The sequence below is a fragment of the Streptomyces sp. NPDC001816 genome (assembly GCF_042892235.1).
Lineage (GTDB): Bacteria > Actinomycetota > Actinomycetes > Streptomycetales > Streptomycetaceae > Streptomyces.
This window is the reverse complement of record NZ_JBIATY010000006.1, coordinates 205,894-218,815: the sequence shown is the minus strand read 5'-3', so window position 1 is coordinate 218,815 and position 12,922 is coordinate 205,894. Positions and strand designations below refer to the sequence as shown.

At 72.0% G+C, this 12,922-nt stretch carries 12 protein-coding genes and 1 tRNA gene; 11 read left to right on the top strand and 2 right to left on the bottom strand.

Annotated elements, in window-relative coordinates:
- Positions 1-26: 26 nt before the first annotated feature.
- Positions 27-854 (bottom strand): glycerophosphodiester phosphodiesterase, encoded by an 828-nt coding sequence (locus ACFYZZ_RS22795; RefSeq protein ID WP_389178813.1) that lies wholly within the window; start codon positions 852-854, stop codon positions 27-29.
- A gap of 295 nt (positions 855-1,149) precedes the next feature.
- Here ACFYZZ_RS22795 and ACFYZZ_RS22790 point away from each other — a divergent pair, with 295 nt between their 5' ends.
- From ACFYZZ_RS22790 to ACFYZZ_RS22780, 3 genes are all read left to right on the top strand, one after another.
- Positions 1,150-2,652, top strand: a complete 1,503-nt coding sequence (locus ACFYZZ_RS22790; protein ID WP_389178810.1) for a trypsin-like peptidase domain-containing protein — start codon at positions 1,150-1,152, stop codon at positions 2,650-2,652.
- Positions 2,653-2,806: 154 nt separating this feature from the next.
- Positions 2,807-2,893 (top strand) — tRNA-Ser (locus tag ACFYZZ_RS22785).
- A 233-nt stretch (positions 2,894-3,126) separates the two neighbouring features.
- Complete coding sequence (locus ACFYZZ_RS22780) at positions 3,127-3,822, top strand: hypothetical protein (RefSeq protein ID WP_389178807.1); 696 nt, start codon at positions 3,127-3,129, stop codon at positions 3,820-3,822.
- A gap of 31 nt (positions 3,823-3,853) precedes the next feature.
- Here the strand turns inward: ACFYZZ_RS22780 and ACFYZZ_RS22775 are convergent, their stop codons facing one another.
- Positions 3,854-4,726, bottom strand: a complete 873-nt coding sequence (locus ACFYZZ_RS22775; protein ID WP_389178804.1) for a bifunctional DNA primase/polymerase — start codon at positions 4,724-4,726, stop codon at positions 3,854-3,856.
- A gap of 371 nt (positions 4,727-5,097) precedes the next feature.
- Between ACFYZZ_RS22775 and ACFYZZ_RS22770 the strand changes: the two genes are divergently transcribed.
- From ACFYZZ_RS22770 to ACFYZZ_RS22735, 8 genes are all read left to right on the top strand, one after another.
- Positions 5,098-5,409: a hypothetical protein gene (locus ACFYZZ_RS22770; RefSeq protein ID WP_386572538.1), complete on the top strand. Its 312-nt coding sequence runs from the start codon at positions 5,098-5,100 to the stop codon at positions 5,407-5,409.
- Positions 5,410-5,612: 203 nt separating this feature from the next.
- Entirely contained in the window at positions 5,613-6,764 is a 1,152-nt protein-coding gene (locus ACFYZZ_RS22765) for an acyl-CoA dehydrogenase family protein (RefSeq protein WP_389178800.1), read from the top strand.
- Between the two features lie 8 nt (positions 6,765-6,772).
- Positions 6,773-7,693 carry a bifunctional MaoC family dehydratase N-terminal/OB-fold nucleic acid binding domain-containing protein gene (locus tag ACFYZZ_RS22760; protein ID WP_389179762.1) on the top strand — a complete coding sequence of 307 codons (921 nt, stop codon included), beginning with the start codon at positions 6,773-6,775 and terminating at the stop codon, positions 7,691-7,693.
- A gap of 1 nt (position 7,694) precedes the next feature.
- Complete coding sequence (locus ACFYZZ_RS22755) at positions 7,695-8,834, top strand: acyl-CoA dehydrogenase family protein (protein WP_389178797.1); 1,140 nt, start codon at positions 7,695-7,697, stop codon at positions 8,832-8,834.
- Complete coding sequence (locus tag ACFYZZ_RS22750; protein WP_389178794.1) at positions 8,824-9,267, top strand: MaoC family dehydratase; 444 nt, start codon at positions 8,824-8,826, stop codon at positions 9,265-9,267. The genes ACFYZZ_RS22755 and ACFYZZ_RS22750 overlap by 11 nt, the downstream gene beginning before the upstream one ends.
- Entirely contained in the window at positions 9,264-10,430 is a 1,167-nt protein-coding gene (locus tag ACFYZZ_RS22745; RefSeq protein ID WP_389178791.1) for a lipid-transfer protein, read from the top strand. Before ACFYZZ_RS22750 ends, ACFYZZ_RS22745 begins: the two co-directional genes overlap by 4 nt.
- 149 nt (positions 10,431-10,579) lie before the next feature.
- Positions 10,580-11,137 carry a SigE family RNA polymerase sigma factor gene (locus tag ACFYZZ_RS22740; protein ID WP_389178788.1) on the top strand — a complete coding sequence of 186 codons (558 nt, stop codon included), beginning with the start codon at positions 10,580-10,582 and terminating at the stop codon, positions 11,135-11,137.
- Between the two features lie 115 nt (positions 11,138-11,252).
- Positions 11,253-12,908: a long-chain fatty acid--CoA ligase gene (locus ACFYZZ_RS22735; RefSeq protein WP_389178785.1), complete on the top strand. Its 1,656-nt coding sequence runs from the start codon at positions 11,253-11,255 to the stop codon at positions 12,906-12,908.
- Positions 12,909-12,922 lie beyond the last annotated feature (14 nt).

Below are 12,922 nucleotides of genomic sequence, written 5' to 3'. Positions count from 1 at the left end.
CCGGCTCTTGAGGCCCGCTTCCCCGCTCAGCGGCCCAGTCGCTGCAACACCGCGCGCGGGCGGTTGGTGATGATGGCGTCGATGCCCAGCTCGACACAGAGATCGACGTCCTCGGGCTCGTTCACGGTCCAGACGTGGACCTGGTGGCCGGCGCGCTGCAGCCGCTCCACGTACCCCGGGTGGTTGCGCACGATACGGATCGAGGGGCCGGCGATCCGCACGCCCGCCGGCAGCCGTCCGTCGCGCAGCCGGGGCGAGAGGAACTGGACCAGGTAGACCGTCGGCAGCGTCGGCGCCGCAGCCCGCACACGGTGCAGCGAGCGCGCCGAGAAGCTCATGATCCGCACCTGCGACTCGGCGGCCGAGGCCGGCGCGTCCAGTCCGAACCGCTTCAGCAGGAGCAGCAGCCGCTCCTCCACCTGCCCGGCCCAGCGCGTGGGGTGCTTGGTCTCGATGGCTAGTTCCACCCGCCGCCCGGCGTCCGCGACCAGCTCCAGCAGCCGCTCCAGGGTGAGTACGGAGGTGTCCGCCGGGTCCTCCGGACGGTGCTCCCAGTCGGGCTCCTCGTCGCGTCCGCGCCAGGCCTCGCGCGTCTTGCGGGAGCCGAAGTCCAGGGCGGCGAGATCGGCCAGCTCCAGGGCGGAGACGGCCCCGCGGCCGTTGGAGGTGCGGTTCACCCGCCGGTCGTGGACGCAGACCAGATGGCCGTCGGCGGTCAGCCGTACGTCGCACTCCAGGGCGTCCGCGCCGTCCTCGATCGCCTTCTTGTAGGCGGCCAGGGTGTGCTCGGGCGCGTCCTCGGAGGCCCCCCGGTGGGCGACGACCTGGATGGGGTGCTGTGGTGCGTGGGTCACCGCGTCATGGTGCCACCCGCGCGGGGTACGCGGGGCGGCGCGGGTGCGTCCGTGCGGCGAACGGAGGCACCCGCCATGCCCTTTTATGTAACTTTTGCCAGAAAGGTCCCATGTAAAGGATGACCCTGGACCCACAGCCACCGCTTATGGTGCTCTGACGGCCCGTGGGAAAAGCTGACTGCATACAAGCACGACGCAGGACCATGCACAGCTGTTCGCAACGGACCGACGACAGCGTGAACGAGCGTGACCGAGTGCGACCTATGACAACAGCCGTGGATCGAGGAGAAGAGCTGTGAGCACCGAGAACGAGGGCAACGCGGTACCCCCGGCGCCGTCCGCACCTCCCGTGCCGGTGGCATCTCCTGCAGCCTCCCCGCAGGGCCCCGTGCCCGACGGGGCGCCGACGGCCCAGCTTCCGCCGGTGCCCCCGGGCACGCCCGAGCAGGGCCCGGCGCAGGCCGCACCGGCCCACGAGAATCCGACCGACGCACACCAGGCCCCTGCCGGCTACCCCGGCCGGGCCCCCGACGGACACCAGCCCCCCGCCGGCTACCCGGGCCCCGCCCCCGACGGCTCCTGGCCGCCTCCGGCCACGCCCGCCTACGGCGACGCCGGCTCCGGTGGCTCCGGCACCGTCTGGGGAGCGTCGTACCAGCAGCCCGCCCCCAAGCCCCGCAGCGGGCGCGGTGGGCTGGTCGCCGCGGTCCTGGTGGCCGCGCTGGTCGCGGGTGGTCTGGGCGGCGGCCTCGGCTACACCCTGGCCAAGGACAACGACAACAACGGCTCCACCACCGTCTCCGCCTCCGACAGCAGCGCCTCTCAGGTCAAGCGCGCGCCCGGCACGATCGCCAACGTGGCAGCCAGGGCGCTGCCGAGCACGGTCACCATCGAGGCGGAGAGCACCAGCGGCGAGGGCGGCACGGGCACCGGGTTCGTCTTCGACAAGCAGGGTCACATCGTCACCAACAACCACGTGGTGGCGGAGGCGGTGGACGGCGGCAAGCTCACGGCCACCTTCCCGAACGGCAAGAAGTACGACGCGGAGATCGTCGGCCACGCGCAGGGCTACGACGTCGCCGTCATCAAGCTCAAGAACGCCCCCTCCGACCTCAATCCCCTCGCCCTCGGCGACTCGGACAAGGTTGCCGTCGGCGACGAGACGATCGCCATCGGCGCCCCCTTCGGGCTGTCCAACACGGTCACCACGGGCATCATCAGCGCCAAGAACCGCCCCGTGGCCTCCAGCGACGGCAGCTCGTCCAGCAAGGCGTCCTACATGAGCGCCCTGCAGACCGACGCGTCGATCAACCCCGGCAACTCGGGTGGCCCGCTGCTGAACGCCTCCGGCTCGGTCATCGGGATCAACTCGGCGATCCAGTCCACCGGCAGCGGCGGATTCGGCTCCGGCCAGTCCGGTTCGATCGGCCTCGGCTTCGCGATCCCGATCAACCAGGCCAAGTACGTCGCCCAGCAGCTGATCAAGACCGGCAAGCCGGTGTACGCCAAGATCGGCGCCTCCGTCTCCCTGGAGGAGTCCACCGACGGCGCGAAGATCACCGACCAGGGCGCGGCGGGCGCCGCCGCGGTCGAGTCGGGCGGCCCGGCCGACAAGGCCGGCCTCAAGCCCGGGGACGTCATCACCAAGCTCGACGACAACGTGATCGACAGCGGCCCGACCCTGATCGGCGAGATCTGGACCCACAAGCCCGGCGACAAGGTGGCGATCACCTACACACGGGGCGGCCAGGAGCACACGGTGGACCTCACCCTCGGCTCCAGGGCGGGCGACAGCTGACCCGCACGCGCGCGCAGGGGCTCGGCCTCTCGGGAGAGCCCCGCCGGCCCGACACAAGATCGGCCGGCGGCGGCTCCTGACCGGACCGAGCCCCACGGCCCGTCCCGCTCCCGGTACGCTGTACCCGCTCCGCCCCCGGGTGGGTGGAGGCTGAGGTGGGTTGCCCGAGCGGCCTAAGGGAACGGTCTTGAAAACCGTCGTGGCAGCGATGTCACCGTGGGTTCAAATCCCACACCCACCGCGTAATTGAACGGCCCTGGACCGGGCGAACCGGTCCGGGGCCGTTGCCGTTGCCCCAGGTGCGGGCATTCCGGTTCTGGTCTGTGCACGTCACATGATCCGTGCGTGGTGACGGCACTGTCCCGGGTTCGTGACACCGGCCGTTCAGGTGGTGCGGTGAGCAGGGGCGGGGCATTACGGTCCCGATCCGGGAGCGGCCGGTCGGGCCGCCCGTGAACAGGGGGGACGTCCCAGATGAATGCCCATCGCCTCAGACCCGTTGTCGTTGCGCTCACGGCCGTCGCGCTGGCCGCCGTACTCACCGGATGCCAGGGGGACGACACCGCCGCGGGGGCCTCCGACGCGCCGAAGGCCGGGGCCACGGCCGGTTCGGCGACGCCCGGCACGGCAGGCGGCACCGGCAAGGGCAGCGGCACCGGCACGGGAAGCGGCAAGGGCGCTGGTAGCGGCACCGGTACCGGCAAGAGCGGCGGGAGCACGGCGGGTTCGGGTGCCACCGCGGCCGCGACGCCCGCCGGCAAGGGCACCGGATCGGGCAAGACCGCGGCACCGGCCGCCGACTGCGTCACCAAGGCGCCGGACCCGGACCACTACGACCCCGACGAGTTCGCCCTGTACCGCATCGAGGAACTCCCGGGCAGCACCGGCAAGGTGAACCTCGTCATCCAGCACGGCGCCTGGGGATGCGCCGGCAAGGACAGCGACGGCAAGCCGTTCGTCGTCAGCGGCGAGGAGGCCCGCTGGGCCATGGACCAGGCCGCGTATGTCACCGCCACCAACCCCATCACCGGCAGCAGCACGAACGAGCGCATCGGTGTGGGGGAGCTGATGGACTGGGTCAAGGCGCACCCCGACTCCGGCCTGGTGTTCAAGTACGAGGTCGGCGGCGACGGTTCCATCGACCGGCTGGATCAGGTCTACACGCCGTAGGCACCCCCGGCCCCGCCCTGGTGCCTCGGCCTCAGGCCCGATGCCCCGTCATCCGGGCCGCCGACGCGATCGTCGCGCGGGCCTCGCGTTCGGACAGGCCGGTGTGGACGGCCGCCTCGACCAGGGGGTCGAGCAGGGCGGGACCGAGCCCGTTCTCGAAGGCGCGGCAGGCCGCCCAGAACAGGCGGGTGTTGCGCTGGCCCGCGTGTGCGGTCAGGACGAACTGGACCAGGCCACGGCCGTGGTCGGGGGTGGTCGTGGTCGTCGGGTGGGCGGTCCGGGGCGGGGGCAGCAGCAGGCGGAGCAGGGCCGGCGGGCAGGCGGCGGGGGCCAGGTGCGCGGTGCCGGGTGCGGCGGCGTACACGCCGTGGGCGGTGCGGGAGCCGGGGCCCACGAGGTAGCCGCCGGCGCCCCGGATGTCGATGCCGGGGGCCAGCCGGCTTGCCGAGTTGGGGACGACGATGTCCGGCGGGCCGGTCAGCCACAGGTGGCGGCCGCCGCTCGGGGTGAGGACGACGACCGTCTCGGGGATCGTGAACAAGTGTCGCAGGGCCAGTTCGCGCAGTGCGGCCGAAGCATCCGTGCCGCACTTGGTGTCGAGGTCGACGCCGATGAGGTGGTGCGGGGGCAGCCCGCAGGCGATGCCGTAGCCGGTGGCCCAGGGCGCGGCGGCGAACAGCTCGCGGATGCGGACCGGGTCGGTGGAGGCGTCGTACACGCCGTGACCGAAGCGGCCGCACTCGCCGTGACAGGGCGGCCCCACCGGTTCCGGGGCGTCGCGGTGCGGGGAGCGCAGGGCCGGGAGTTTCGTCCGGGACAGGGGGATGACGGCCAGTCCGCGTTCGGCGGCTGACAGGGCGTGTGCGAGGGCCAGCGTCGTGGCCTGCCGGTCGGTGGTGGCCATACCTCCATGTTCGTACTCGTGTTCGAAAAAGGGAAGAGCGGGCTGCGCCGACGCGCCGGGGTCGAGGAGATTGGCCGGAAATGCGCAGAAACGATTCACCTCCTGTGGTCCTTGATGGGGGAAGGTCTGGTCTGTGCCGTGTTGTGACGTGAGATGACCAAAGATGGCGATAGGGGTTTATCGACTTGTCATCACGCTTGCGTGCGAATCGGGTCTTCCGGGGTGGTTCGCCGGGGATTCGGTGGGCAACTCTGGATGCGCGACGTCGTTCACGAAAACCCGAGGCGGTCGGCCAACTGCCTTGGTGCAAGCCTTAGTTGACGCATCCTCGGCTTCGGTGCCGAGAGTGTTTCTGTTCTGGAGGAACAAACATGGCAAGCATCCGTACCGCCCGCGTTCTCGCCGCCGTCTCCGCTCTTCCGCTCGCAGCCGCCCTCTTCACCGGTGTCGCTGCCGCGGACAACGGCGCCTTCGCGGACAACGGATCGAACGCCGGCGTGGCGAGCATCATCGGCAGCGGTGTCGGCCACGACAACAACGGAAACTCGTCCACCACCCAGCAGAACGCGGTCGGCTCCGGCGCCTCGAACCAGAGCAACACCGCACAGGTCAGGGGCTCCGCCTGGACGGCCCTCCAGCAGGGCAACGAGAACGTCGCCGTCCACTTCACCAACCTGTGGTGAGCCGGGGGCGGGGCCCCTCTCGCTGAGGGTCCTCGTGGGGTGTGCTTCGGGGTCGTAACGCGTCTGCGCGGCGGTGCTTCGGTGCCGCCGCGCAGGCGTTTTCCGGTGCGCGGTTCCGGGTGGACGACCTTGACAGGAAGCAGTATCTGACGGACAGTCAGAAACCGTTCCCCGTCAGGCAAGCGAGGCCGGGAGGGCCCGCCGTGCACCTCGCCCCCACCGAACGGCAGCAGCAGCTGCGCGCCGAACTCCGCGCCTACTTCCGGACCCTGATGCCCGAGACCGGCGAACCCGTCGACGGGCGCGCCCTGTTGCGCCGCATCGGCGCCGACGGCTGGCTGGGACTCGGCTGGCCGGTCGAGTACGGCGGTCAGGGGCGGGGCGCGGACGAGCAGTTCGTGTTCTTCGACGAGGCGTACCGGGCCGGCGCCCCCGTCTCCATGGTCACGCTCAACACGGTCGGGCCCACGCTGATGAAGTACGGCAGCGAACGCCAGAAGGACCACTTCCTGCCCCGGATCCTCGCCGGTGACCTGGTCTTCGCGATCGGCTACACCGAGCCCTCCGCCGGCACCGACCTCGCCTCGCTGCGGACCCGGGCCGTACGGGAGGGCGACGGCTGGCGGATCGACGGGCAGAAGATCTTCACCTCGGGCGCCCAGCACGCCGACTGGATCTGGCTCGCCTGCCGCACCGACCCGGACGCGCCGGGGCACCGGGGCATCTCCCTCCTCCTCGTCCCCACGGACGCCCCGGGCTTCTCCTGGACGCCGATCGAGACCGTGGGCGGGCAGACGACGACGGCCACGTACTACGACGGTGTCCGCGTCCCCGCCCGGAACCTGGTCGGCGCCGAGAACGAGGGCTGGTCACTGATCACCAGCCAGCTCAACCACGAACGGGTCGCCCTCGCCGCCATCGGCATGCAGGCCGAGGAGTTCTACACGGCGGCGCTCGCCGCCGCCCGCACCCCCGATCAGGTGACCGGCAGGCGCCGCATTGACGAGCCGTGGGTGCGTTTTCGACTGGCCGAGGTGCATGCCCGGCTGGCGGCATCGCGCCTGCTCAACTGGCGTTTGGTGGGGGATGTGGGGGCGGGTCGACTGGCCCCCGGCGACGCCAGCGCGGTGAAGGTCGCGGGAACGGAATCGGCTGTCGCGACGTATCGCATGTGTCAGGAGATCGTCGGCGATGCGGGACTCGTCCGCTCGGGATCGCCGGGGGCGTTCGAGGGCGGCGAACTGGAGCGGCTGAACAGGGCGGCACAGATCAACACGTTCGGGGGCGGGGTGAGCGAGGTGCAGCGGGAGATCGTCGCGACGATGCGGCTCGGGATGACGAGGGGGCGGAGGTGAGCGAGCGGATGGACGAGGTGGGCAGGCGGCTCAAGGCGTACGAGGGCCGGCCGGCCGCCGTCGCCGGGGTGGGCAGGGACCCGGTGAACGCGCCGATGATCCGGCACTGGTGCGAGGCGATGGGCGACACCAGCCCGGCGTACCGCGGACCCGACGCCATAGCCCCGCCCACCATGCTCCAGGCGTGGACGATGGGCGGCCTCTCCGGTCACGAGGGCCGCACCGGTGCCTACGACGAACTCCTCGCCCTGCTGGACGAGTCGGGCTGTACGTCGGTGGTGGCCACCGACTGCGAGCAGGAGTACCTACGGCCCCTGCGCCCGGGCGACGAGGTCACCTTCGACGCGGTGATCGAGTCGGTCTCCGACCGCAAGGCGACGAAGCTGGGCACGGGGTACTTCGTCACGACCCGCATGGACGTACGGGTGGACGGCGAACTCGCCGGCACCCACCGCTTCCGCATCCTCAAGTACGCCCCGGCCCGGCGCACACCCCCGGCCGAGCGCCCCCGGCGCCCCCGCCCGGTGGTCAACCGGGACAACGCCGGCTTCTGGGAGGGCGTGGCCGAACGCCGGCTCCTGATCCAGCGCTGCACGGGCTGCGGCACCCTGCGCCACCCCTGGCTGCCCGGGTGCAACGCCTGCGGCTGCCCGGACTGGGACACGGTCGAGGCGAGCGGCGCGGGCACGGTCTACTCGTACGTGGTGATGCACCACCCTCCCTTCCCGGCCTTCGAGCCTCCCTACGCGGTCGGCCTGATCGAACTCGCCGAGGGCGTGCGGATGGTGAGCAACGTGGTGGGGGTGCCGTACGACAAGGTGCGCATCGGCCTGCCGGTCCGGGTGGAGTTCATGTCCTACGAGGACGAGGGCGCCGCGGAGGGCGTACTGGTCCTGCCGGTCTTCCGGGTCGCCGAAGGCGAGGGGTGACATGGACTTCACGCCCACCGAGGCCCAGGCCGAGGCCCGTGACCTGGCCGCACGGATCTTCGGCGACCTCGCCACCCACGAGCGGCTGAGGGCCGCCGGCACCGGCAGCGACCCCGAGCTGTTCAAGGCCCTGTGCACGGCCGGCCTGGTCGGCGCCGTGACCGAGCTGGGCCTGCTCGGGCTCGTGCTGCTCCTGGAGGAACAGGGGCGTACGACGGCCCAGGTGCCCTACGCGGCGACATGCGTGTACGGCCTCCTGGCGGTCGCCTCCCACGGCACGCCCGAGCAGCGGGAGCGGCTGCTGCCGGGCATCGAGGACGGCTCGGTGGTGGTCGCCGGCGCGCTTCCCGCACAGGGAGGTGTGCGGGCCGCCGCGCGAGGCGAGCTGACCGGCTCCGTCCCCGTCGTCCCCTGGCTGAGGGACGCCACCCACGTCCTGGTCGCCGACGCCGACCGGCAGCTGTGGCTGGCCCCGCTCGGCGAGGGCACCGGGATCACGCCGGTGGAGCTGACGGCGCCCTGGTCCGCGGCCCGTCTCACCCTCGACCGTGCCCCGGCGGAACCCCTGGGGCCTGCCGCGAAAGTCCCGCCTGCCCGGCGACGCCCGGCACGCACGCACCGGACGCCGCCGGGCCCGCCCTTCGGGCGGACGACGGGACCTTCGCGACAGGCCCTGGGCGGCCCGGGCGCCGACGCCTGTGCCGACGTCCTCGCCACCGCCCGCACCGCCTTCGCCGGGCTTCAGGCCGGGGTGTGCGCCGGGTCGCTGGCGCGGGCGGTGGCGCACACGAACACCAGGGAGCAGTTCGGGCGCCCGCTCGCCACCCGGCAGGCCGTCCAACTCCGAGCCGCCGACGCCCACATGGACACCGAGGCGATACGGGTGACGGCGTACGAGGCCGCCTGGCGGCGGGACGCGGGGCTGCCGTACGCCACGCACGCGCTGACCGCCGCCTGGTGGGCCTCGGAGGCGGGGCAGCGGGTCGTCCACACCGGCCAGCATCTGCACGGCGGGGCCGGAGCCGACCTCGACCATCCGGTGCACCGGCACTTCCTGTGGGGGCGGCAGCTGGACGCCCACCTGGGATGCGGGGCCGAAGTGCTGCAGGAACTAGGGGAGTTGATCGCCCATGGGGAGTGAGACGCGGGCACCGTGGCCGGTGGCGGGCGCGGAGCTGGCGCCGCTGGAGATTCCGATCACCCGCACGCTGATCGTGGCCGGGGCGATCGCCTCCCGGGACTACCAGGACGTGCACCACGACGCGGAGCTGGCCCGGCGGAAGGGCTCCCCCGACGTCTTCATGAACATCCTGACGACGAACGGGCTGGTCGGCAGGTACATCACGGACCACTTCGGCCCCTCGGCGGTGCTCCGCAAGGTCGCCATCAGGCTGGGGGCGCCCAACTATCCGGGGGACACGATGGTGCTGACGGGCAGGGTCGAGGAGGTCGACGGCGACACGGCGACGGTGCGCGTGGTCGGGGCCAACGCCATCGGCCGGCATGTGACCGGCACGGTGACGGTCAGCGTCCCGGCGCCGCCCGACGCGTCGGACGGGCAGGCCGCGTCATGAGCGTGCGCAGCCGGGACTCCCTCGGCGGCCGGGCGGCGATCGTCGGCATCGGGGCCACCGAGTTCTCCAAGGACTCCGGCCGCAGTGAGCTGCGGCTGGCGGTGGAGGCGGTGGGGGCCGCGCTGGACGACGCGGGGCTCAGCCCGGCGGACGTGGACGGTCTGGTGACGTTCACGATGGACACCAGCCCGGAGATCACCGTGGCCCAGGCCTGCGGGATGGGTGAGCTGTCCTTCTTCTCCCGTGTCCACTACGGCGGCGGGGCGGCCTGCGCGACCGTCCAGCAGGCGGCGCTCGCGGTGGCGACCGGCGTGGCCGAGGTGGTGGTCTGCTACCGGGCCTTCAACGAGCGGTCGGGCCGCAGATTCGGCGCGGGCGTGCAGCACCGGGAGCCGTCGGCGGAGGGCGTGGCACTCGGCTGGGCGCTGCCGTTCGGGCTGCTCACCCCGGCCTCCTGGGTGGCGATGGCGGCCCAGCGGTATCTGCACACCTACGGGCTGACCCCCGAGGCGTTCGGGCACGTGGCCGTGGTGGACCGGAAGTACGCGGCGACGAACCCGGCGGCCTACTTCCACGGCCGCCCCATCACCCTCGCCGACCACACCGCCTCCCGCTGGATCGTGGAGCCGCTCAGGCTGCTGGACTGCTGTCAGGAGACCGACGGCGGCCAGGCCCTGGTGGTGACGTCCCTGGAGCGGGCCCGGGACCTGCCGCATCCGCCCGCCGTGATCGCGGCGGCCGCCCAGGGCGCCGGCCGGGCGCAGGAGCAGATGACGAGCTTCTACCGGGACGACCTGACCGGCCTGCCGGAGATGGGCGTGGTGGCCCGCCAGCTGTGGCGGACGTCGGGACTGGACCCGGCCGACATCGACGTGGGGATCCTGTACGACCACTTCACACCGTTCGTGCTGATGCAGCTGGAGGAGTTCGGGTTCTGCGGGAAGGGGGAGGCGCCTGGTCTCGTGGCCGAGGAGCGGCTGCCGATCAACACGCACGGGGGCCAGCTCGGGGAGGCCTATCTGCACGGGATGAACGGCGTGGCGGAAGCGGTGCGCCAGCTGCGGGGCACGGCGGTGAACCAGATACCGGGGGCGGCCCGGACCCTGGTGACGGCCGGCACCGGGGTGCCGACGTCGGGGCTGGTCCTGGCGGCCGACGGATGAGGGTCCCCAGGGGTGAACCCGCAGAGACGGTCACCCCGCAGTCCACCTTCAGGAGGTGTAGGCAGCCCCACCCCTACAACCTGAGGGGGACGCTGCTTCGGGACCTGGGGCCGATCCGCCGGAGTGCGGTCCGCTCCTAGCGTGGAGCCATGACCACACCCGTCTGCACCAGCGCCTCGGCCGCCGCCGCACCAGCGCGGCAGACCCACGCTTACCCGTCGTTCTCCTCGTACGTGCGGGCCCGCCAGCCGGTCCTGCTGCGTACCGCGCGCTCGCTGACCGCGAACCCGAGCGACGCCGAGGACCTGCTGCAGACCGCGCTCACCAAGACCTACGTGGCGTGGGAGCGGATCGAGGACCACCGGGCGCTGGACGGCTATGTGCGCCGGGCCCTGCTGAACACGCGGACCTCGCAGTGGCGCAAGCGCAGAGTGGACGAGTACGTCTGCGACGAGCTGCCCGAGCCGGAGCCCGTACCCGGCGAGGACGACCCGGCCGAGCGGCAGGCGCTGCACGACGCCATGTGGCGGGCGATCACCAAGCTGCCCGCGCGGCAGCGGGCGATGGTCGTCCTCAGGTATTACGAGGACCTCAGTGAGGCCCAGACGGCCGAGGTGCTCGGGGTCTCGGTGGGCACGGTGAAGTCGGCGGTTTCCCGGGCCCTGGGCAAGCTGCGCGAGGATCCCGAGCTGGGACTGGTGCGCTAGGCCTCGGTTTCTCCAGGCCTCAGTTTCGCTCCCCCTAGTGACATACCGAGCGGTATGTGCGCAGAATCAGCGCAACCTCTACTCCCGCGTAGGCAATGTCGCCATGGAGGACGCCGTGCTGAGCACCATGCAGGACGTACCGCTGCTGATCTCGAGGATCCTGACCCACGGGGCGACGGTCCACGGATCGTCGCGGGTGAGCACCTGGACCGGCGAGGGCGAGCCGCAGCGCCGTACCTTCGCCGAGATCGGCGCCCGCGCGGCCCAGCTGGCGCACGCCCTGCGGGACGAGCTCGGCGTCCAGGGCGACGACCGGGTCGCGACGCTGATGTGGAACAACGCCGAGCACGTCGAGGCCTACTTCGCGATTCCCTCCATGGGCGCGGTCCTGCACACCCTCAACCTCCGCCTCCCGGCCGAGCAGCTGGTGTGGATCGTCAACCACGCCGCCGACCGCGTGATCATCGTCAACGGCTCGCTGATCCCGCTGGTCGCACCGCTGCTGGCCAAGCTGCCGACGGTGGAGCACATCGTCGTCTCGGGACCCGGTGACCGTTCCCCGCTCCAGGGCGCCACCGCGCGGGTGCACGAGTACGAGGAGCTGATCGCCGGCCGGTCCACCGGCTACGACTGGCCCGAGCTGGACGAGCGCCGGGCCGCCGCGATGTGCTACACGTCCGGCACGACCGGCGACCCCAAGGGCGTGGTGTACAGCCACCGTTCGATCTACCTGCACTCCATGCAGGTGAACATGACCCAGTCGATGGGCCTGACCGACCAGGACACCTCGCTGGTCGTGGTTCCCCAGTTCCACGTCAACGCCTGGGGCCTGCCGCACGCCACCTTCATGACCGGCGTCAACCTGCTGATGCCGGACCGCTTCCTGCAGCCCGCCCCGCTCGCCGAGATGATCGAACGGGAGCGGCCGACGCACGCGGCCGCCGTCCCCACCATCTGGCAGGGCCTGCTCGCCGAACTCACCGCCTGCCCCCGGGACGTCTCCTCCCTCGGCCAGGTCACCATCGGCGGCGCCGCCTGTCCGCCCGCCCTGATGACGGCCTTCGACAAGCTCGGCATGCGGGTCTGCCACGCCTGGGGCATGACGGAGACCTCCCCGCTCGGCACGGTGTCCCGTCCGCCGGCCCACGCGGTCGGCACGGAGGAGGAGTTCGCCTACCGCCTCACCCAGGGCCGCTTCCCGGCCGGCGTCGAGGGCCGCCTCACCGGACCCGGCGGCGAGCGCCTGCCCTGGGACGGCGAGTCGGCGGGCGAGCTGGAGGTGCGCGGCCCCTGGATCGCGGGCGCCTACTACAACGGCCCCGACGCCGAACCGCTGCGCCCCGCCGACAAGTTCAGCGAGGACGGCTGGCTGAAGACCGGCGACGTCGGCACCATCTCCCCCGACGGTTTCCTCACCCTCACCGACCGCGCCAAGGACGTCATCAAGTCCGGCGGCGAGTGGATCTCCTCGGTCGAGCTGGAGAACGCGCTGATGGCCCACCCGGATGTCGCCGAGGCCGCCGTGGTCGCCGTACCCGACGACAAGTGGGGCGAGCGCCCGCTGGCCACGGTCGTCCTCAAGGAGGGCTCCTCCGTCGACTTCGAGACCCTCCGCACCTTCCTCGCCGAGGAGGGGAAGATCGCCAGGTGGCAGCTCCCCGAGCGCTGGACGATCGTCGAGGCGGTGCCGAAGACGAGCGTGGGCAAGTTCGACAAGAAGGTGCTGCGCCGGCGGTACGCGGAGGGAGAGCTGGACGTCACCAGCCTCTGACCGGGGACGTCACC

What these genes read in the sequence shown, in the direction of transcription:
- ACFYZZ_RS22740 (WP_389178788.1), top strand. Translation starts at nt 10,580, where the DNA reads ATGACCACACCCGTCTGCACCAGCGCCTCGGCCGCCGCCGCACCAGCG.
- ACFYZZ_RS22775 (WP_389178804.1), bottom strand. Translation starts at nt 4,726, where the DNA reads ATGGCCACCACCGACCGGCAGGCCACGACGCTGGCCCTCGCACACGCC.
- ACFYZZ_RS22770 (WP_386572538.1), top strand. Translation starts at nt 5,098, where the DNA reads ATGGCAAGCATCCGTACCGCCCGCGTTCTCGCCGCCGTCTCCGCTCTT.
- ACFYZZ_RS22760 (WP_389179762.1), top strand. Translation starts at nt 6,773, where the DNA reads ATGGACGAGGTGGGCAGGCGGCTCAAGGCGTACGAGGGCCGGCCGGCC.
- ACFYZZ_RS22750 (WP_389178794.1), top strand. Translation starts at nt 8,824, where the DNA reads ATGGGGAGTGAGACGCGGGCACCGTGGCCGGTGGCGGGCGCGGAGCTG.
- ACFYZZ_RS22755 (WP_389178797.1), top strand. Translation starts at nt 7,695, where the DNA reads ATGGACTTCACGCCCACCGAGGCCCAGGCCGAGGCCCGTGACCTGGCC.
- ACFYZZ_RS22745 (WP_389178791.1), top strand. Translation starts at nt 9,264, where the DNA reads ATGAGCGTGCGCAGCCGGGACTCCCTCGGCGGCCGGGCGGCGATCGTC.
- ACFYZZ_RS22780 (WP_389178807.1), top strand. Translation starts at nt 3,127, where the DNA reads ATGAATGCCCATCGCCTCAGACCCGTTGTCGTTGCGCTCACGGCCGTC.